19 protein-coding genes and 1 pseudogene are annotated in these 19,598 nt (G+C 71.9%); 8 read left to right on the top strand and 12 right to left on the bottom strand.

Features of this window, described 5'->3' with window-relative positions; all coding sequences use genetic code 11:
- Positions 1-485, bottom strand: a 485-nt coding sequence (locus ACWCSD_RS25495) for a serine/threonine-protein kinase (protein ID WP_449918425.1), incomplete at its 3' end; no start/stop codon positions are given.
- 82 nt (positions 486-567) lie between these two features.
- On the opposite strand from ACWCSD_RS25495, the gene ACWCSD_RS25490 reads away from it, so the two are divergent.
- Both ACWCSD_RS25490 and ACWCSD_RS25485 read left to right on the top strand, forming a co-directional pair.
- Positions 568-1,698, top strand: a complete 1,131-nt coding sequence (locus ACWCSD_RS25490; protein WP_449918422.1) for an alpha-hydroxy-acid oxidizing protein — start codon at positions 568-570, stop codon at positions 1,696-1,698.
- 50 nt (positions 1,699-1,748) lie between these two features.
- Positions 1,749-2,855 carry a winged helix DNA-binding domain-containing protein gene (locus ACWCSD_RS25485; protein WP_449918420.1) on the top strand — a complete coding sequence of 369 codons (1,107 nt, stop codon included), beginning with the start codon at positions 1,749-1,751 and terminating at the stop codon, positions 2,853-2,855.
- On the opposite strand, the gene ACWCSD_RS25480 is transcribed toward ACWCSD_RS25485, so the two are convergent.
- From ACWCSD_RS25480 to ACWCSD_RS25470, 3 genes are read right to left on the bottom strand one after another with little or no spacing between them, the layout of a single operon-like run.
- Positions 2,826-3,647 carry a carbohydrate ABC transporter permease gene (locus tag ACWCSD_RS25480; RefSeq protein WP_387655483.1) on the bottom strand — a complete coding sequence of 274 codons (822 nt, stop codon included), beginning with the start codon at positions 3,645-3,647 and terminating at the stop codon, positions 2,826-2,828. The genes ACWCSD_RS25485 and ACWCSD_RS25480 overlap by 30 nt on opposite strands.
- Positions 3,644-4,534, bottom strand: a complete 891-nt coding sequence (locus ACWCSD_RS25475; protein ID WP_449918416.1) for a carbohydrate ABC transporter permease — start codon at positions 4,532-4,534, stop codon at positions 3,644-3,646. Before ACWCSD_RS25475 ends, ACWCSD_RS25480 begins: the two co-directional genes overlap by 4 nt.
- Positions 4,531-5,781: an extracellular solute-binding protein gene (locus ACWCSD_RS25470; RefSeq protein ID WP_449918414.1), complete on the bottom strand. Its 1,251-nt coding sequence runs from the start codon at positions 5,779-5,781 to the stop codon at positions 4,531-4,533. Before ACWCSD_RS25470 ends, ACWCSD_RS25475 begins: the two co-directional genes overlap by 4 nt.
- A gap of 122 nt (positions 5,782-5,903) precedes the next feature.
- On the opposite strand from ACWCSD_RS25470, the gene ACWCSD_RS25465 reads away from it, so the two are divergent.
- The 3 genes from ACWCSD_RS25465 (at position 5,904) to ACWCSD_RS25455 (ending at position 9,350) form a co-directional block, all read left to right on the top strand.
- Positions 5,904-6,659: an IclR family transcriptional regulator gene (locus ACWCSD_RS25465; protein ID WP_352352086.1), complete on the top strand. Its 756-nt coding sequence runs from the start codon at positions 5,904-5,906 to the stop codon at positions 6,657-6,659.
- Complete coding sequence (locus ACWCSD_RS25460) at positions 6,656-7,600, top strand: sugar kinase (protein ID WP_449918411.1); 945 nt, start codon at positions 6,656-6,658, stop codon at positions 7,598-7,600. Before ACWCSD_RS25465 ends, ACWCSD_RS25460 begins: the two co-directional genes overlap by 4 nt.
- 85 nt (positions 7,601-7,685) lie before the next feature.
- Complete coding sequence (locus ACWCSD_RS25455) at positions 7,686-9,350, top strand: catalase (RefSeq protein ID WP_449918409.1); 1,665 nt, start codon at positions 7,686-7,688, stop codon at positions 9,348-9,350.
- 7 nt (positions 9,351-9,357) lie between these two features.
- Here ACWCSD_RS25455 and ACWCSD_RS25450 read toward each other — a convergent pair whose 3' ends face one another.
- The 5 genes from ACWCSD_RS25450 to ACWCSD_RS25430 are packed head-to-tail and all read right to left on the bottom strand — an operon-like array spanning position 9,358 to position 15,763.
- Positions 9,358-10,290 (bottom strand): dihydrodipicolinate synthase family protein, encoded by a 933-nt coding sequence (locus ACWCSD_RS25450; protein WP_449918406.1) that lies wholly within the window; start codon positions 10,288-10,290, stop codon positions 9,358-9,360.
- On the bottom strand, positions 10,287-11,279 hold the full coding sequence (locus ACWCSD_RS25445) for an oligopeptide/dipeptide ABC transporter ATP-binding protein (protein WP_397166148.1): 993 nt from the start codon (positions 11,277-11,279) through the stop codon (positions 10,287-10,289). Before ACWCSD_RS25445 ends, ACWCSD_RS25450 begins: the two co-directional genes overlap by 4 nt.
- The gene (locus tag ACWCSD_RS25440; RefSeq protein WP_449918403.1) at positions 11,272-13,203 is read right to left on the bottom strand and encodes a dipeptide/oligopeptide/nickel ABC transporter permease/ATP-binding protein; all 1,932 of its coding nucleotides are present in this window, start codon (positions 13,201-13,203) and stop codon (positions 11,272-11,274) included. Before ACWCSD_RS25440 ends, ACWCSD_RS25445 begins: the two co-directional genes overlap by 8 nt.
- On the bottom strand, positions 13,203-14,162 hold the full coding sequence (locus tag ACWCSD_RS25435; RefSeq protein WP_449918400.1) for an ABC transporter permease: 960 nt from the start codon (positions 14,160-14,162) through the stop codon (positions 13,203-13,205). The genes ACWCSD_RS25440 and ACWCSD_RS25435 overlap by 1 nt, the downstream gene beginning before the upstream one ends.
- Positions 14,159-15,763, bottom strand: a complete 1,605-nt coding sequence (locus tag ACWCSD_RS25430; RefSeq protein ID WP_397166151.1) for an ABC transporter substrate-binding protein — start codon at positions 15,761-15,763, stop codon at positions 14,159-14,161. Before ACWCSD_RS25430 ends, ACWCSD_RS25435 begins: the two co-directional genes overlap by 4 nt.
- 138 nt (positions 15,764-15,901) lie before the next feature.
- On the opposite strand from ACWCSD_RS25430, the gene ACWCSD_RS25425 reads away from it, so the two are divergent.
- Positions 15,902-16,612 carry a FadR/GntR family transcriptional regulator gene (locus ACWCSD_RS25425; protein ID WP_387670911.1) on the top strand — a complete coding sequence of 237 codons (711 nt, stop codon included), beginning with the start codon at positions 15,902-15,904 and terminating at the stop codon, positions 16,610-16,612.
- On the opposite strand, the gene ACWCSD_RS25420 is transcribed toward ACWCSD_RS25425, so the two are convergent.
- Positions 16,609-17,193: an HD domain-containing protein gene (locus ACWCSD_RS25420; protein ID WP_397164707.1), complete on the bottom strand. Its 585-nt coding sequence runs from the start codon at positions 17,191-17,193 to the stop codon at positions 16,609-16,611. The genes ACWCSD_RS25425 and ACWCSD_RS25420 overlap by 4 nt on opposite strands.
- A 31-nt stretch (positions 17,194-17,224) precedes the next feature.
- On the opposite strand from ACWCSD_RS25420, the gene ACWCSD_RS25415 reads away from it, so the two are divergent.
- A complete protein-coding gene (locus tag ACWCSD_RS25415; RefSeq protein ID WP_358288377.1) occupies positions 17,225-18,073 on the top strand; it encodes a DUF4429 domain-containing protein in 849 nt (282 codons plus the stop codon).
- Between the two features lie 66 nt (positions 18,074-18,139).
- Here ACWCSD_RS25415 and ACWCSD_RS25410 read toward each other — a convergent pair whose 3' ends face one another.
- Positions 18,140-18,400, bottom strand: coding sequence for a hypothetical protein (locus tag ACWCSD_RS25410; protein WP_397164703.1), 261 nt, complete (start codon positions 18,398-18,400; stop codon positions 18,140-18,142).
- Between the two features lie 126 nt (positions 18,401-18,526).
- Here ACWCSD_RS25410 and ACWCSD_RS25405 point away from each other — a divergent pair, with 126 nt between their 5' ends.
- Entirely contained in the window at positions 18,527-19,087 is a 561-nt protein-coding gene (locus tag ACWCSD_RS25405; RefSeq protein WP_397164701.1) for an NADAR family protein, read from the top strand.
- Here ACWCSD_RS25405 and ACWCSD_RS25400 read toward each other — a convergent pair.
- Positions 19,088-19,598, bottom strand: a pseudogene (locus ACWCSD_RS25400) (hypothetical protein); the annotation flags it as partial.

The following is a 19,598-nucleotide window of genomic DNA, read 5'->3' as shown; positions in this document are numbered from 1 at the left end:
CCGAAGTCGGTGAGCACCGAGCGGCCGTCCTCGCGCAGCAGCACGTTGGCGGGCTTGACGTCGCGGTGCTGGATGCCGACGGCGTGCGCGGCGCGCAGCGCGGACAGCACCTCGCGGCCCAGCCGGGCGGTCTCCCAGGGCGTCATGGGCCCGCGCGCGAGGCGGTCCGCGAGCGAGCCGCCGGTCACCAGCTCCATGACGATCCACGGGTAGCCGTCGCCGCCCGGATCGACGATGTGGTGGATGGTGGCGACGTGCGGATGGTTCAGCCGGGCCAGCGCGCGGGCCTCGCGCAGCACCCTGGCCCGCAGCTCGCGGGCGGCCTCGGGGTCGTGCTCCTCGAACGCGGGATCGGGCGGCCGGACCTCCTTCAGCGCGACCTCGCGGTGGAGGGCGGTGTCCCAGGCGCGCCACACCAGGCCCATGCCACCGCCGCCGAGCCTCTCGGTCAGCTCGAAGCGGTTGTCGATCACGCGTTTGTGCATGGGAAGCAGCGTAGGGCCGCGTCGTGGTCGCCGTCATCAGGGTGGTCGCGGCGGGGACGGGCGGGCTGGTTGGATGGGCGCCATGAACGCAGGCGATCACCAGCTCGGCATCTACCTGACGGGCATGCTCGAAGGCCGCACGCCGGAGCTGACCACCGATCTGTCGGCCCTGGAGGGCGCGGCCGGGCGGGTGCTCTCGCCCGAGGCGCTGGGCTACATCGTGCCGAGCGCGGGCAGCGGCTCGACCGCGCGGGCCAACCTGGAGGCGTTCGAGCGGCGCCGGATCGTGCCGAGGATGCTGCGCGGCGTCGCGCGGCAGCGTGACCTGTCGTGCGAGGTGCTGGGCACCCGGATGGCGGCGCCGGTGCTGGTGGCGCCCATGGGGGTGCAGACGCTGGCCCACGAGGAGGGCGAGCTCGCCACCGTGCGGGCCGCGGCCGCGGTGGGCGTCCCGTACGTGCACTCGACGGCCGCCGCCCACGACTTCGAGCAGGTGGCGGCGGCGGGCGGGGACGCGCCGCGCTGGTACCAGCTCTACTACCCGACCGACCGGGACGTGTGCCTGAGCTTCCTGCGCCGGGCCAGGGCGACCGGCCACTCGGTGCTGGTGGTCACGCTGGACACGACGCTGCTCGGCTGGCGTCCGGCCGACCTCGACCGCGGCTTCCTGCCGTTCCTGGCCGGCACGGGCATCGCCAACTACCTGAGCGACCCGAACTTCGCCGGGGTCGAGAACCCGGTCGCCCACTGGGCGGGCATGTTCCCCAACCCGGGCCTGAGCTGGGACGACCTGCCGTTCCTGCGCGACCACTGGGACGGCCCGATCGTGCTCAAGGGCATCATGAGCGCCGAGGACGCGCGCCTGGCCGCCGAGCACGGCGTGGACGGGATCGTGGTGTCCAACCACGGCGGCCGCCAGGTCGACGGCGCCCTGGCCGCGCTCGATGCGCTGCCCGGCATCGCCGAGGCGGTCGGCGACCGGCTGACGGTGCTGTTCGACTCGGGCGTGCGCACCGGGGCCGACGTGGTCAAGGCGCTCGCGCTGGGCGCGCGGGCCGTGCTGGTCGGCCGTCCGGTGCTGTACGGGCTGGCGCTGGGCGGGCAGGCGGGCGTCGAGCACGTGCTGCGCTGCCTGCTGGGCGAGCTGGACATCACGCTCGCCCTGTCCGGCTACTCCACGACGGACGAGCTGGGCCCCGACGCGCTCGCCTGAGTGCACATCGAGGTCCGGAAGTGACCGCGATTGCCCCTACCTTTGTCCCCATGGATCCCCTCATCTCCCAGCGCGCGCTCAATCGGGCCACGCTCGACCGGCAGCTGCTGCTGCGCCGCGGCGGCGGCAGCGTGCAGGAGGTCGTCGAGCGGCTCGGCGGCCTCCAGGCCCAGACCCCCCACACCTGGTACGTCGGCCTGTGGAACCGCATCGAGGGGCTCAAGCCCGAGGACGTCTCCGGCCTGCTGGCCGGCCGCGAGCTGGTGCGGATCGCGTTGCAGCGCTCCACCATCCACCTGGTCACCGCCCGCGACTGCCTGGCCATGCGGCCGCTGCTGCAGGCCGTCACCGAGCGCATGACGCGCACGACGTTCGGCAAGCGGCTGGCGGGCGTCGACCTGGAGGAGCTGGCCGCGACCGGCCGGGCGCTGCTGGAGGAGCGTGCGATGACCTTCGCCGACCTCGGGCGGGCGCTGGCCGAGCGGTGGCCGGAGCACGACCAGCACGCGCTCGGCCAGGGCGTGCGCTGGCTGCTGCCGCTGGTCCAGGTGCCGCCGCGCGGGCTGTGGGGCAGGAGCGGGCCGGTCGCGCACACCACCGCCGAGTCGTGGCTGGGCCCGGCCGAGGTGCCGCCGATGACGCCCGCCGAGCTGGTCCGGCGCTACCTGGCCGCCTTCGGCCCGGCCTCGGTGCAGGACGCGCAGACCTGGTCGGGCCTGACCAGGCTGGGCGAGGTCGTCGAGTCCATGGACCTGGTCCGCTTCAGGGACGCCGCCGGCCGCACCCTGTACGACCTGCCGGAGGCCGTCCGGCCGGCGGAGGACGTCCCGGCGCCGGTGCGGCTGATGTACGACTTCGACAACCTGTTCCTGTCGCACGCCGACCGCTCGCGGGTGATCAGCGAGCGCGGCGCGGCCGTCATGCAGGGGTCGTTCATGGGCACGAACGTGATCCCCCGGATCATCCTGGTGGACGGCGTCACCGCCGGCGACTGGACGGTGACCAGGGCCAAGGGCGTCTCCACGCTGAACGTCCACCAGTGGACGCCGATCGCCGAGCTGCACGAGGTCGAGCGGGAGGCGCGGCTGCTGCTGGAGTTCCTCGCCCCCGACGACGAGCACGACGTCTCAGTCCTTGACCGCCCCTCCAAGCCCTGACACGAGCCGCCGCTGCACCGCCACGAAGAAGATCAGCACCGGGATCGTCATCAGCGTCGAGGCGGCCATGATCCCGCCCCAGTCGTTCTCGTCGGGCTTGAAGAAGACGAGCAGCGCCGCGGGCAGGGTCTGGTTGTCCTTGGCCGAGACGATGAAGGTGCGCGCGAAGACGAAGTCGTTCCAGGCGGTGATGAAGGAGAACACGCTGGTCGCCACCAGGCCGGGCGCGACCAGCGGGAACAGGATGCGCCACAGCACGGTCGCGCGTCCGGCCCCGTCGATCATCGCCGCCTCCTCCAGCGCCTCCGGCACCCCGGCGACGAACCCGCGCAGCATCCAGATCGCGAACGGCAGCGTGAAGGCGAGCTGCACCACCACCAGCGAGGCCAGCGTGTTGAGCAGGCCCAGGTCCCGGACCACGAAGAACAGCGGGATCGTCAGCGCCTCGACCGGCACCATCTGCGCGACCAGGAACATGATCAGCACGGTCGTCCTGAACCGGAAGGCGAACCGGGTCACGGCCACCGCCGCGAGGAAGGCGACCCCGGCCGACAGCACCACCACGACGAGCGCCACGATCGCGCTGTTGAGCAGGTAGCGGGCGAAGTTCTCCCCGGTCAGCACCCGGACGAAGTTGTCCAGCGTCGGGTGCGAGGTCCAGGGCCTGACCTCCAGCGACTGGATCTCCCCGGCGGGCTTGAGCGCCGACAGCACCATCCAGTAGAGCGGGAACGCGGTGAGCAGGGCGACCACCAGCGCGACCGCGTTGGGCAGAAGACGTCGTCGGTTCACAGGCGTTCCCCACTGCGCCGCAGCGCCCGGATGTAGAACAGGGTGATCACCAGCAGGATCAGCGTCATGACGACGGCGACGGCCGAGCCGAGCCCGTACTCGGAGGAGCCGAAGGCGATCTGGTAGGCGTAGACGTTGAGCACGGTGTTCTGCCCGGCCACGCCGCCGCCGTTGGTCATCACGTAGATCTGGGTGAAGAGCTTGAAGTCCCAGATGACCGACTGGATGACCACGATCGTGACCAGCGGCCGCAACATCGGCACGATGATCCGCCAGAACCCCTGCCAGGCCGAGGCGCCGTCGAGCTCGGCCGCCTCCAGCACCGAGGCGGGGACGGCCCGGATGCCCGCGTACAGGGTGATCATCACCAGCGGGAACGAGTGCCACACGACCGTCGCGCCGACCACGCCGAAGGTGATCCACCGGTCGTAGAACCAGTTGAACCCGTCGGTCCCGAGCACCTGGTTGACCAGGCCGAGGTCGGCGTCGAACAGGAACATCCACACGGTGGAGCCGGTCATCGCGGGGGCCGCCCACGCGCCGAGCGCGGCCAGCGACAGGGCGGTCCTCGGCAGCGGCCCGGTCCTGGTCAGCAGCACGGCCAGGGCCGCGCCGACCGCCAGCGTCGCGACGACCAGCGCCGCCGCGAACCCCACGGTCTGGGCCAGCACCTCCCAGAACCGCCGGTCGCCGAGCAGCGCGGCGTAGTTGCCGAACCCGACGAACGTGCTCGGCTGCCCGCCGCTGACCTGCGCCTGCCGGTAGTCGAAGACCGACAGCAGGCCCAGCATGTAGACCGGATAGCCGAACATGGGGACCAGCACGGCCGCCGCTGGCAGCAGGTAGAGCCAGGGGCGCCCGCGGCGGACGCTCGTGCCACGGCTCACGAGCGGCCGAAGGCGGTCTTGACGGCCGCGGCCGCCTCGGCGGTGGCCTGCTCGACGGTGGACTGGCCGGTCGCGACCTTCTGCAGCATCGTGGGGATGACCTTGCCGTTGTCGATCTTCACCCAGGCGGGGTCGATCGGCACGAACCGGGTGCCCTTGGCCACCGTGTCCAGGAACGGCCTGACGAACGGGTCCTTGGCCGCCAGCTCGTCGCGGGCCGAGGTGAGCGTCGGCAGGTTGCCCATCGCGTCGTACATCTTGGCCTGGTACGCCTTGCCGCCCAGCAGCTTGACGAAGTCCGCGGCCAGGGTGCGGTGACCGGCGTTCTTCAGCACGCCCAGGTTGTTGCCGCCGGCGAAGGCGGGCGCGATCGAGCCCTCGGCCGCGCCGGGCAGCGGGACGACGGCGTACTTGCCGGCCGCCGCGCCGGCGTCCACGGCCGAGCGGCTGAAGTTGCCGAGTATGCCCATCGCGGCCTTGCCGCCGGCGAACAGCTCGACCGTCTTGCCGCCGGTCAGCGAGACGCACGCCTGCGGCGGGCAGACCTCGTCGGTCAGCAGGTCCGTGTACGCCTTGACGCCCTTGCGCGACTGCGGCGAGTCGAGCGAGGTGATGTCGCCGCCGGCGTCCCAGACGAAGGGCAGGGCGCCGAAGGTGTACTCGCCGCCGACGGCTATGCCGTACAGGTCGGGCTTCTTCCTGCGGATCGTGCGGGCGGCCTCGGTCAGGGCGCCGATGGACGTGGGCGGTTTCAGGCCGAGCTCGGCGAAGACGTCGGTGCGGTAGTAGAGGGCCCGGATGCCGATGAACCAGGGCAGGCCGTACTGCTTGCCCTGGACGGAGGCCGACTTGACCAGGTCGGGGGCCAGGTCCAGGCCCTTCAGGTCGGCGGTGAGGTCGGCGAGGCCGCCGGCGGCGGCGTACTCGGCGAGGTCGGTGTTGCCGTACTCGGCGACGTCCGGGGAGCTGGCCGGGTCGTTGAAGGCGCCCTTGAACTTCTCGTGCCGGGCGGGCGTGGTGGGGATGTAGGTGACCTCGACCTTGACGTCCGCGTGCGCGGCGGTGAACTCCTTGATCGCCTCGTTGACGACCTTGTCCTTGGGGGCCCGGTTGGGCTCGTCGAACAGCCAGACGCGCAGCGTCCCCGTCCGCTCGTCGCCGCCGCCGGAGGCGGGAGCGGTCGAGGGGGCGCAGGCGGCCAGCGTGAGCAGGGCCGTTCCGGCCGCGGCAAAGTAAAGAAACTTCACTATTACCTCCTGCGCAGACACTAGGAATTCGCTCTGGAGTCGAGAAGACCTGTCAGGAGATGTTGTGCAGTGCACAACAGCGTGCTGCATTTCGCGAAATTTCATCGAATATGGTGACTTGCGTGCCTGACCGCAACCAGTCCGCCTCGCTCCGGCGCGCCCTGGCCGTCCTGGACCACGTACGCGGCCACACCGGCCTGTCGCTCACCCAGCTCGCCGAGGCCGTGGGCCTGTCCAAGAGCACGGTGCTGCGGCTGACCGTCCCGCTCGTGGAGGCCAGGCTGCTCGAACGCGACCGCAGGACCGGGGCGTACCGGCTGGGACACGGCACCCTCCAGCTCGGGCAGGCGTACCTGGCCACGCTGGACCTGCGCGCGGTCGCCGCCGAGGAGTCGCACCGGCTGATGAGCGAGGTGCGCGAGACCGTCCACCTGGTCGTCTACGACCACCCGCACGTCGTCTACATCGACAAGGTGGAGAACGAGACGAACGTGCGCATGGCCTCGCGCATCGGCAGCCGCGGCCCGGTGCACGCCACGGCGGTCGGCAAGGCGATCCTGGCCTGGCAGCCGGAGGAGGCGCTGGCCGGGCTGGCGCTCGACCCGATCACCAAGCACACCATCACCGACCCCGACCGGCTGCGCGCCGAACTGACCCACGTCCGGCGGCGCGGCTACGCGGTGGACGACCGCGAGAACGAGCCCGAGGTGCGCTGCGTCGCCGCGCCGATCTTCAACCACAACGACGCCGTCGTCGCCGCCGTCTCGGTCTCCGGGCTCACCTCGCGGATCACCGCCGCGCGGGTGCGGGAGCTCGGGCCGCTGGTGGCCGGGGCGGCGTCGCGGATCTCCAGAAAGCTGGGCAGGCCGACCACATGACCGAACTGGTGACCTTCGGCGAGACCATGGCGCTGTTCGGCGCCCGGCGTACCGGGCCGCTGCGCTTCGCCCGCGACTTCGACCTGGGCCTCGGCGGCGCCGAGTCGAACGTGGCGATCGGCGTGACCCGGCTCGGCCACCGGGCGACGTGGGCCGGACGGGTGGGCGACGACGAGTTCGGCGACCTGATCCGGGCCACGCTCGCCGGCGAGGGCGTGGACGTGCGCGCGGTCACCGACCCGGACGCCCCCACCGGACTGATGATCAAGGGCCGGCGCACGGCCGACCTCGTGGACGTGCGGTACTACCGCAAGGACAGCGCCGGCTCCCGGCTGCGGCCGGCCGACCTGGATCCGGCGCTGATCGCCTCGGCCCGCGTGCTGCACGTCTCCGCGATCACCCCGGCGCTGTCGGCGTCGGCCCGGGAGACCGTGGCGCACGCCGTCGCCGTGGCGCGGGCGGCCGGCGTGCTCGTCTCGCTGGACGTCAACTACCGGCGGGCCCTGTGGACGCCGGAGGAGGCGGGCGCCTGGCTGCGCGAGACGATCGGCGGCGTGGACGTGCTGTTCGCGACCGTGCCGGAGGGCCGCCTGGTCGCCGACGTCGAGGACCCGGCGGAGCTGGCCAAGGCGCTGGCCGCGCTCGGGCCCTCGTACGTGCTGGTCAAGTCGGGGTCGGCGGGTGCGCTGGAGCTGTCCGGCGGGGTGCTGCGGCGGGCGCGGCCGTACCGGGTGACCGAGGTGGACCCGGTGGGCGCCGGGGACGCGTTCGCGGCCGGCTGGCTGGCGGACTGGCTGGCCGGGGCCGCGCCGGAACGGCGGCTGGACAGCGCCTGCGCGGCGGGCGCGTTCGCGGTGACCTCGCAGGGCGACTGGGAGAGCCTGCCCCGCCGGTCCGACCTGGGCCTGCTCGGCCGGGCCGCCGACGACGTGAGCAGGTAGCCGCCCGAGGACGAGGTTTTGCCCGTTTTCGACCCGTTCTTGAGGGCAGCCGGGGAAGATCTCGTCCGGGGAGAGGAACAGTGCGATGACAGACGTCTCCAGCAAGGGTCCGCAGTCGAACGACGAGCGCGAGGTGCTCACCAACCGACAAGGGCATGCCGTCTACGACAACCAGAACCAGCGGACGGTCGGCCCGCGCGGACCGGCGACGCTGGAGAACTACCAGTTCCTGGAGAAGATCAGTCACTTCGACCGCGAACGCATCCCCGAACGGGTGGTGCACGCCAGGGGCGCGCTGAGCTACGGCTACTTCGAGGCGTACGGCAAGATCGGCGACGAGCCGGTCAGCCGCTACACCAGGGCCAAGCTGTTCCAGGAGGCCGGCAAGCGCACCGACGTGGCGCTGCGCTTCTCCACCGTGATCGGCGGCCGGGACTCCGCCGAGACCGCCCGCGACCCGCGCGGCTTCGCGATCAAGTTCTACACCGAGGACGGCAACTGGGACCTGGTGGGCAACAACCTGGCCGTCTTCTTCATCAGGGACGCCATCAAGTTCCCCGACGTCATCCACTCGCTCAAGCCCGACCCGGTGACCTTCCGGCAGGACCCGAACCGCATCTTCGACTTCATGTCCCAGACGCCCGAGTCGATGCACATGCTGGTCAACCTGTTCAGCCCGCGCGGCATCCCCGCCGACTACCGGCACATGCAGGGATTCGGCGTGAACACCTACAAGTGGGTCAACCAGCAGGGCGAGACGTTCCTGGTCAAGTACCACTGGATGCCCAAGCAGGGCGTGCGCAGCATGACCGCGGCGGACGCGGCGGTCGTCCAGGCGGGCGACCTCGGGCACGCGACGAAGGACCTGCACGACGCCATCGAGCGCGGCGACTTCCCCGAGTGGGAGCTGCTGGTCCAGCTGATGAGCGACGAGGAGCACCCCGAGCTGGACTTCGACCCGCTCGACGACACCAAGGTGTGGCCGGAGAACGAGTTCCCGGCCAGGCCGGTCGGCCGCCTGGTGCTGAACCGCAACGTCGAGAACCAGTTCGCCGAGAACGAGCAGGCCGCCTTCGGCACCGGCGTCCTGGTGGACGGCCTCGACTTCTCCGACGACAAGATGCTGGTCGGCCGGACGTTCTCCTACAGCGACACCCAGCGCTACCGGGTCGGCCCGAACTACCTGCAACTCCCGGTCAACCAGGCCAGGAACGCGCCCATCAGGACCAACCAGCGCGACGGCCAGATGGCGTACTTCGTCGACACCGGCGGCGAGGACCCGCACATCAACTACGAGCCCTCGCTGCGCGGCGGCCTGCGCGAGGCCGAGTACCCGACCCTCGACGAGGAGGGCCCGGTCATCAGCGGCCGGCTCATGCGCAGGCGCATCCCGCGGACCAACGACTACAAGCAGGCCGGCCAGCGCTACCTGCTCATGGAGCAGTGGGAGCGCGACGACCTGGTGCACAACTTCGTCGACGCGCTCAGCCAGTGCGACCGGCGCATCCAGGAGCGCATGGTCTGGCACTTCCTGCTCGTGGAGGACGACCTCGGCCTGCGCGTCGGCGAGGGCCTCGGCATCACCCCGGACGACGTCGCCCACCTGGAGCCGCTGGCGAGCCAGGACCTCACCGACGAGGACCGGGAGCGCCTGGTCAAGCTCGGGCGCAACGGCCCGCGCGACGTGGAGGGCCTGAAGATGACCCACTGCGTGCCCAACGAGCGGGCCGCCCACGCCGACGGCCTCTGAACAACGGCTACAGCAGCCCGGCGGCGGCCAGCAGCTTGCCGACCCGGCCGGTCTCGTCGTCGTTCAGCGGGATCTGCGGCAGCGCGGTGAGCGGGCAGTCGATGACGCCCCGCAGGTGCAGGGCGGCCTTGAACGCGCCCAGCCCCGCCGAGCTGCCGCCCATGCGGCCCGCGCCGACCCGGACGATCTCGAACAGCCTGACCAGGCGTTCCTGCTCGGCCCTGGCCGCCGCCCAGTCGCCGCGGGTGGCGGCCCGGTACAGCTCGGCGTACCCGTGGGGGTCCACGTTGCCGAGGCCGGGCACGACGCCGTCGGCGCCCATCCACAGCGCGGAGTCCACGGTCACCTCCGACCCGGTGAGCACGCTGAACGGCGCCCGGCGGCCCAGGATGACCTGGCGCAGCCCGCCGTCGTCGCCGCTGGAGTCCTTGACCCCGGCGAGCGCGCCCTCGGCGGCCAGGTCGAGCAGCAGATCGGCGCTCAGCTTGGTGTGCACGCTGACCGGCAGGTCGTAGGCGTAGACCGGCAGGCCGGTGCGGGCGGCGATCGTCCGGAAGTGGGTGCGGATCTCCTCGGGATGGGTGCGCGTGTAGAACGGCGCGGTCGCCACCAGCCCGGACGCCCCCGCCGCCGCCGCGACGCGGGCGTGTTCGAGCACCCGCGGCGTGGTCATGTCGATCACCCCGGCCAGCACCGGCACCTGGCCGCCGACGTGCCCGACGACCGTGTCCAGTACCACCCGCCGCTGGGCGTCGGTCAGGTAGGCCACCTCCGAGGAGGAGCCGAGCACGAACAGCGCGTCCACCCCGCCCTCCAGCAGGTGGTCCACCAGCCGGGTCAGGGAGGCGGCGTCCACCTCGTGGCCGGGGGTGAACGGGGTGCAGACCGGGGGGATCACGCCGGTCACCGTCGCGGCCCCGGCGACATCGGGATCTGTCATGAGTGCTCCTGGATCAGCTCTAGGTCGGTGGCTCCGGCCGCCACCGGGTGGTGGCAGTGGAAGAGGTGGTCGTCCCCGGCCCGCGTGGCGGCGGGCATCTCGGCCGCGCACAGGTCGTCGGCCCGCCAGCACCGGGTGCGGAACGGGCAGCCGCTCGGCGGCCTGGTGGCCGACGGCACCGCGCCGACCAGCGGGATCGGGGTGATGGGCGAGATCAGCCCGGGGGTGGCCGAGAACAGCGCCCGCGTGTACGGATGCCTGGCCCGCCCCGGCACCGACCGCGCGGGCGTCTGCTCGACGATCCTGCCCAGGTACATGGTGACCACGCGGTCGCTCATCCGGCGCACGGTCTGGATGTCGTGCGAGATGAACACCATCGCCAGCCCGAGCCGGTCCTTGAGGTCGAGCAGCAGATTGAGGATCTGGGCGCGGACCGACACGTCCAGGGCGCTGGTGGGCTCGTCGGCGACGACCAGCCGCGGTTCGAGCGCGAGCGCCCTGGCCACGGCCACCCGCTGCCGCTGACCGCCGGAGAGCTGGCCGGGCAGCGCGCCGGCGACGCCGGCGGGCAGGCCGACCAGGTCCAGCAGCTCGCGCACGCGGGCCTCGCGCTCGCCGGGGGTGCCCCGGCGGTGCACGTCGAGCGGGTCGCGCAGGATCCGCCCGACCGGCAGCCGCCGGTTGAGCGCCGTGGACGGGTCCTGGAAGATCAGCCCGACGCCGCCGCCGACGAGCGCGCGCCGCTCGTCCTGCTTCAGCGTCCACAGGTCGCGGCCGTTCAGGCGCACGTTCCCCGCGGTCGGCCGCTGCAGCCCGACCAGCACCTTGGCCAGCGTGGACTTCCCGCAGCCCGACTCGCCCACGATCCCGACGGTCTCGCCGGGCGCGACGGTCAGCGAGGCGGCGGTCAGGGCGTGCACGCGGTCCCGCGCGAACAGCCCTCCCGAGCGGGCCTTGTGCACGACGTGCACGTCGTTCAGCTCAAGCACGTGTCTCACTCCCTGCGAGTTCGACCGCCGGGTGGTGGCAGGCCACCGCGTGCCGCCTGGCCTGTCCTGCCAGTACCGGGGTCTGCGTACGGCACACGCCGGTGGCCATCGGGCACCGGTCGGCGAACCTGCATCCGGCCGGGAAGTCGGCGGGCGCGGGCACCACGCCGGGGATCTGGGTCAGCCGCTCGGCCCCCGACTCCAGCGACAACACCGAGCCGAGCAGCCCCCGCGCGTAGTGGTGGGCGGGCTCGCCGACCAGGGCGGCGGTGGCGCCGGTCTCGACGATCTGGCCGCCGTACATGACGACGACGCGGTCGGTGACGTCGGCGACCAGGGCCAGGTCGTGCGAGACCAGGATCAGCGCGAACCCCAGCTCCTCGCGCAGCCGCAGCAGCAGCTCGATGACCTGCGCCTGGACGGTCACGTCGAGCGCGGTCGTCGGCTCGTCGGCGACGATCAGCTTGGGGTCGCGGGAGAGCGCCATCGCGATCAGCACCCGCTGCCGCTGGCCGCCCGACAGCTCGTGCGGATAGGCGGACAGGGTGCGACGGGCGTCGAGGCCGACGAGTTCCAGCAGCTCGGCCGGGGTACGCCGGCCGCCCCTGCGGGTGAGCTGCCTGAGCTGGGCCCTGATGGTCATGGCCGGGTTGAGCGAGGACAGCGCGTCCTGGTAGATCATCGCCATCTCGTGGCCGAGCAGGCGGCGGCGGGCCCGGCGCGGCAGCGCGAGCAGCTCCTTCTGGTCGAAGCGCACGTGGCCGCCGACCCGGGCCTGGCGCGGTTGCAGGCCCATGACGGTCAGGGCGGTCAGCGACTTGCCGCAGCCGGACTCGCCGACCAGGCCGACGACCTCGCCGGGCCAGACCTCGAAGCCGACGCCGTCCACGATGTCCACGCCGCGGTCGAAGCCGATTCGCAGGCGTTCGACGCTGAGGATCGGCTGTCCTTGCGGCAGCGGGCGGGCGCGTCCGGCCAGCCGGCGGGCGGCCTCGGCCAGGCCGGGCAGCTCGACGACCTGGCCGGCGCCCGGGGCGGCCTGCTCGTAGGCGTCGTCCTTCCTGGGGGCGGCCCTGCGTACCGGGGCGGCCCAGGCGTCGGAGATGCCCTCGGACAGGATGTTCAGGGCCAGCACGGTGAGCAGGATCAGCAGGCCGGGGAAGACCGTGGCCCACCAGCCGCCGAGCAGCACCAGGTTCTTGCCGTCGGCGATGACGCTGCCCCACGACGGGTTCGGCGGCCGTACGCCGGCGCCGATGAACGACAGCGACGCCTCGAACACGATCGCGTCGGCCACCATCACCGTGCAGAACACCAGCACGGGCGCCGCGCAGTTGACCGCGACGTGCCTGAGCACGATGTACGGCGTGCGCGCGCCGATGACGCGCTCGGCCGCCACGTAGTCCTCGCCGTACTGGGCGATCACGTTGGCCCGCACGACCCTGGCCACGGACGGCATGTAGAGGAAGGCCATGGCCATGACCAGCACCGGGATGCTGCCGCCGAACACCGCGACCAGCACGGCGGCCAGCGCGATGCCGGGGAAGGCCATGATCACGTCGAGCACCCGCATGACGGTCTCGTCCACCACCCGGCGCGAGGTGGCCGCGACCGCGCCGACGACCGCCCCGGCGACCAGGGCGAGGCCGGTGGCGCCGAGGCCGATGATCAGCGACCAGCGGGCGCCGTACAGGAGCCGGGACAGGATGTCGCGGTTGGCGCTGTCCAGGCCCATCCAGTGCGCGGCCGACGGGCCGCCGCCGGCGGCCTCCTGGAAGTACGGCGAGTGCGGCGCGATCAGCGGCGCGAACAGGGCGGCCAGCACGACCAGGGCGACGACGGCGACCGCCGGCCACGACGCCGCGGGCAGCCGCCGGAAGGCGACGCCGGGCCTGGACAGGCGTTCGGCGAGTCCGCTTCTCATCAGGCGGCACTCCTCAGGCGGGGATTGACCAGCAGGTAGAGGATGTCGACGACCAGGTTGACCATCATGAAGCCGATCGCGATGGTGAGCACGACGCCCTGCACCACGGCCGGGTCGCCGTCGCGCACCGCGTTGATCATGAGCTGGCCCATGCCGGGCAGGCCGTAGATCGTCTCGATGACCACCGTGCCGCCGATCAGGTAGCCGATGCGCAGGCCGAGCACGGTCAGCGGGTTGATCAGCGCGTTGCGCAGCACGTTGCGGCCGACCACGACGATCATCGGCAGGCCGCTGCCGATCGCGGTGCGCACGTAGTCCCGGTCCAGCTCCTCGACCATCGACGTGCGGATGATGCGGGTGAGCTGGGCGGCGATCGGCAGCGACAACGACAGCGCGGGCAGCGTCATCGACTGCAGCCAGCCGGTGAGGGAGTCGGCGGGGTTGATGTAGCCGCCGGTCGGGAACAGCCCCTCGCCGACCGCCAGCCACTGGATCATCAGCAGCGCCAGCCAGAACGCCGGAGCCGCCACGCCGACCAGCGACACGACCCGGATCGCCTGGTCGGGCCAGCGGTCGCGGAACAGCGCCGCGGTCACGCCGAACACCAGCGAGAGCACGATCGCCACGGCCAGGCCGAGGAACGTGAGCTGCAGGGTCAGCGGCAGCGCGGTCGTCACCGACTCGACGACCGGCTTCTTGGTGAGCACGCTGGTGCCCATGTCGCCCTGGGCGAGGTCGGCGACGAAGCGCACGTACCGCAGCGGCAGCGGGTCCAGCAGGCCGTTCTCCTCCTGGAAACGGTGGATCTGCTCCGCCGTGGGGTTCGCGCCCTGGAAGTAGGCGTACTCGGGCTTGACGCCCGAGAAGCGCATCACGACGAACACGAACGCGACCACGCCCAGGACCAGCGGGATCAGGATGAGGAGCCGCCGCAGCAGCATCCTGAGTACGAGCGTCATGTCCTCTTGGCCTGCAGCAGGTTGATGCCGGGGTACGGCTGGGCGCGGATGCCGGAGAGCTTCTTCGGGTCCCAGGCGGTCATCAGCTCGTTGTGGACGACGGGATAGAGCACGGCCTGCTCGGCGACCAGGTCCAGATATTTGTGGATCTGCTCGCTCTTCTTGGCCTTGTCCGTCTCCTTGCCGGCCGCGTCCATCATGGCGAACAGCTTCTCGGCGTCCTTGCTGCCGTCCCAGTGGCTGTACTTCATCCACAGGCCGCCGGGCACGTAGTTGTAGTGCAGGATCAGGTCGGCGTCCATGCCGAACTGGTTGGGGTTCGAGGCCGCCGCGACCACCTGGTAGTCCTGGAACTGGTCCATCTTGGTGAACAGCGCGGCCGTGTCCTGCGGCTCCAGCGTGGTCTTGATCCCGACCGCCTCCCAGGAGGCGGCGATGGTGGGCAGGCAGTCGGCGATCCAGCTCACGTTGACGGCCATGAGGTTGACCGTCAGGTTCGTCACGCCCGCCTCCTTCAGCAGCGCCCTGGCCTTGTCGGGGTCGTAGTCGTAGACGACCGAGGCGCGCCGGTGGTCGGGGTGGCCCTCGTTGAGGAAGGAGCTGGAGGCCGTGCCGTGGCCCTTGAGCGCCACGTCGATCATCTTCTGCTTGTCGATGGCGTAGTGCAGCGCCTGGCGGACGCGTACGTCGTCGAAGGGCTTGGCGGCGGTGTTGAACATCAGGAACATGTGGTTCATGCCCTTGCCGCCCTCGACCGTGAGGCCCTGCTGCTTGAGCTGGTCGACGTTGGCGTACGGGATGTTGTCGGCGATCTGCGCCTCGGCCGAGCCGCCGGAGATCTTGGCCACCCGGGCGGAGGCGTCCACGATGGTCAGCCAGTTCATCTTCTTGACGGTGGCCGGGCGGGGGCCGTTGTAGCCGTCGAACGCCTCGAAGGAGGTGTTGGATTTGGGGTTGTGCGCCGCCTGCTTGTACGGCCCGGAGCCGACCGCCATGCCGCTCTTGGCCTTGTCCCACGCGCCTGCCTGGCTGAACACGTGCTTCGGCATGATCTTGGCGATGGTCAGCCGGGGCGCCGCGTCGGGGAAGGGGAACTTCAGGACCAGTTCCACGGTCCGGTCGTCCACCTTCTTCACCTCCTGGAGCCAGGGCTTGAAGAAGTTGCCGGTCAGCACGTTGTCGGGGCCGAGGATGCGCTCGAAGGTGAAGACCACGTCGTCGGCGGTGACCGGCTGCCCGTCGTGCCACTTGGCGCCCTCGCGCAGGGCGAACGTCCACGACGTGGCGTTGGCGTCGGCGGGCAGCGCCGTCGCCAGGGCCGGGTACGGCTCCCGGGTGACCGGGTCGGTGTCGAGCAGCCCTTCGTAGACGTGGCTGATCCCGGCCATCGCGAACGCCGACGCGGTCTGCGTCGGGTCCCAGCTCTGGTCGTTGCCGTAGCCGATGACGGCGGTGATCAGGTCTTTGTTCGATCCGGCGCCGACCGAGCCGGTCGAGGCCGGGCCTCCGGAACAGGCGGAGAGGGTGGCCGCGATGAACGCCGCCGCACCCGTGGCCCCGCTGTAGCGCAGGAAGTCACGGCGGCTGAACTCAGAGCTCACGGATGCCTCCTGGGGGGAACAGGTAGAACGTAGGACATCCCATGTCCTATCTTGTGCGTAACGTGGACGCTAAACGCCAGAGCGTCTTGAGGTCAACAGAGGATTTCCGGAATGTTACCTACGATGAAAGGAAGCTTCATGGCCGCAGTCCCGCGTCCGGCACGTCCCAGCCGGGCCGTCGAGGCCCAGGAGGGCGTCAAAGACCTGATCGTCAGGCGCGGGCTGGTCGCGGGCGACCCGCTGCCCACGGAGTCGGAGCTCATGGAGGAGCTCCAGGTCAGCCGCAACTCCGTCCGGGAGGCGCTGAAGGCTCTGCAGGCGGTCGGCATCGTGGACATCCGCCACGGCTTCGGCATGTTCGTGGGCCGGATGTCGCTGTCCGGGCTGGTGGACGAGCTGGCCTTCCACAGCCGCATCACCCTGCAGAACGGCCGCAACCACCTGGCGCACCTCATCGAGATCCGCGAGATCCTGGAGAGCGGGCTCGTCCAGCGGCTCATCGACCTCGGCCCGGAGGCCGACCTCGCCCCGGTGGCCGACGTCATGGCCCGCATGGACCACGAGTCGCAGGTCGGCGAGGTCTCCCCCGAGACCGACCGGCTCTTCCACGACCTGCTCTACCGGCCGCTCGGCAACCCGCTGGTCAGCCAGCTCCTCGGCGCGTTCTGGGACGTCTACCACCAGCTCCGCGACCACCTCGGCGCCCCCGACGAGCCACCAGGCGACGTGGCCAGGCGGCACCGCGACATCTACGCCGCGGTGCTGGCCGGCGACCGGGCCGCCGCGGTGTCGGCCGTGTACGCGCACTTCGACGGCGTGCGCAACCGGCTGGCCCGGCTGGGGGGCTAGTCCGGGTAGCGGGCCACGCGCCTGGCCCAGGGCCGCCGCCACTCCTCGTACCACTCGGCGAACCACGGGTGGGGCGCGGCCAGCGGCACGATGTGGGCGACGGTCTCGTGGTAGTAGCGCTTCTGGAACCGCCAGTGGAGGCGCTGCAACTCCTGCACGTTGCTCACCCGGTCGGCCAGCTTCACCAGCACCGCCTGCGCCGGGGCCTTGGCCAGCGCGGCCAGGTGGTCGGCCTTCGCGCGCCCGGCGGGCCTGGTCACCCAGCGGACGAGCCCGGTCACCTCCGCGCCGAACCGCCGGGCCAGCTCCCGCTCGGTGCACGCGGTGTCCTCCAGCACGTCGTGCAGCACGATCGCGGTCAGCACGTCGGGGTCGCTCACCTGCGCTCCGGCCACCGCCACCTCCAGCGCCTCCAGCAGATGCTCCACGTACGGCCGCCCGGTGGGACGCTGCTGCACGCCGTGCTGCGTCCGGGCGAAGCGCACCGCGTCGCGCAACCCCGTGACGGTCTGCGACGGGAGCGCCTCGGCCAGGGGGCCGGCGGCCTGGCCCCACGACATCCAGCTCGTGAAGATCTTCATCGGGCTCCTCTCGACGTCCTAGGCTGAGAATATGACCGAGATCGCCGTTCCAGACGGCTCGTGGACGTTCAACGGAGAGATGCTGCGCGTCGTCCCTGGCGGCGACAAGAACGTCCACGAGCTCCGCAAGGTGCTCGGCGAGGTCGCCGTGCCGCTGGAGGCCATCGCGACGTGCGCGTTCGAGCCCGGCCGCAAGGGCGGCCAGCTCCGCCTGCGCCTGCGCTACGGCGCCGACCCCCTGTCCGACCTCGTCGCCGGATCGCTGGCCGCGCCCGCCGACCCGTACCGGCTGGCGGTGCCCAAGGAGCGCGCCGGCGCGGCCCAGTACTTCGCCGACGAGGTCCGCGACACCCTGGAGATCAACCAGACGCCCAGCGGCCCCTGCGAGCACTACCTGCTGCCCGGCCCCGCCATCCCCGTCTCGGCCACGGCGGGCGACGGCACCGCGATCTTCGACGGCGAGCGCGTCCGCCTGGAATGGACGGGTTTCGCCAGCACGGAGAAGGAGCGGGCGGGGTCGCAGGAGTTCCCGCTGGCCGAGCTGGTGGGCGTGGAGTGGAAACCGCAGTCCGGCCTCGGCTACGGCACCCTCCGCTTCCGGCTCAAGGGCGACGGGCCCGGCGCGTCCCCGCAGAAGGACCCCCACTGCGTGTCCTGGGGCATCCAGCGCTTCGGCGGCGCGACCGCGCTGGTCGGGGCGGCGGTGCTGGCCCGGCTGCCGCGCGAGCAGCCCGAGGAGCTGGAGCCGGCGGCCTCGGTCGGCGACGCCCACGACGCGGTGCTGCGCCGCCTGGCCGAGCTGGGCGAGCTGCACCGGTCCGGGGTGCTGACCGACGAGGAGTTCGCGGCGGCCAAGCAGGCCATGATCCGCCGGCTCTGACCAGCGTCCGGCCGTGACGGCGGACGGCCCGGAGGACGAGCCTCCGGGCCGCGGCCGGTCAGGCGGTTACCGGGTCAGCACCATCAGCGTGAAGAAGCCGGTGTACTGGCAGAAGTACGACAGGTAGGTGCCCTTCGCCTTGAGCTCCTTGCCCTTGGCGATGCACGCGGCCTCACTGCTGTAGTCGCCGTACTTGATCCAGGTGGAGGCGGCGGCCGAGGCGGCCGAGGTGGTGGCGGAGGCGGCGGGCGCCGTCATCGCGGTGCACGTCGCGGCCAGGGCGACGGCCGCGACGGAGGTGGCGGCGGCACGGGTGAGCTTGGACATGGACATCCCTTCGGGGGTCAGGGGGCATGGCGGAGAAAACTAGATCATTTCCCGCCATCATGATCATAATCATCCGCCGGCTCAATCGGCTTGGCCGGCGTCCGTCCCCTGTGGGACGGTTGAGCGGTGTCCGACCAGCTTCCCCGTACCGTTGACGAGGCCGTCGAGGCGGAGCGGAACGGCCGCCGGCCGCGCTACCTCTACTTCTGGGGCCACCGCCCGGCCCGCGACGGCGGCCCCGGCCGCGGCTGCCTGTCGCAGTGGTGGCCGGTCACCTTCACCGAGGGCGGCCACACCTTCGCCTCGGCCGAGCACTACATGATGGCCCACAAGGCGTGGCTGTTCGGCGACCACGACAGCGCCGGCCGCATCCTCCTGGCCGCGACCCCGGGCGAGGCCAAGAAGCTCGGCCGCACCGTGCGCGGCTTCGACGAGGCCGTGTGGGACGCCCACCGGCTCGACATCGTCACCCGCGCCTCGCTCGCCAAGTTCGGGGCGCACGCCGACCTGCGGGAGTTCCTGGTCGGCACCCGCGCCCACGTGCTGGTCGAGGCCAGCCCGCTGGACCGGGTCTGGGGCATCGGCCTGGCCGCCGACGACGAGCGCGCCGCGTCCGCGGCGACCTGGCGCGGGCTGAACCTGCTCGGTTTCGCGCTGATGGCGGCCCGCGACGAGCTGGACGCCTGATCAGGTCAGCACTTTGGTGATCTTCGCCAGGTCCAGCAGCCGGAACTCGGCTGGCTCGTGGCACCACACGTCCAGATCCGCGCCGCGCACCTCCGGGCCGCTGACGGTGAGCTCCTCGCCGTCGTGGACGATCCGGGCCGTGCCGTGGTACTCCAGCTCCATCGCCACCCGTTCGCGGGCCTTGGGCGACAGGGCGGTGGCGTACCGGGCGAAGAGGTCGCGCAGGCCGTGGCGGCCCGGCGGCGGCTCGCCGGCGGTGGTGACCAGCCAGGCGGCGGCGCGTTCCGGGCTGAGGACCCCCTGCTCGCGGCCGGTCGGACGGGCCGGGGCGCGCCGGGGCGCGCGGCCGGTCACGGTGAGCGTGCCGTCGGCCTCGCGGGCGACCGGCGCGTACCCGGCCTCCCTGAGCAGGGCCAGGGTCTGCGCCGGGTCGAGCGCGCTGGCCAGGACGGTGGGGGCCAGCAGGCGCGGACGCAGCTTGGCCAGCCTGCGATGCGCGGCCAGCTCGGCC

The sequence above is a fragment of the Nonomuraea sp. NPDC001684 genome (assembly GCF_053596515.1).
The sequence above is the reverse complement of the archived record's forward strand: the minus strand, read 5'-3'. Positions and strand labels throughout refer to the sequence as shown.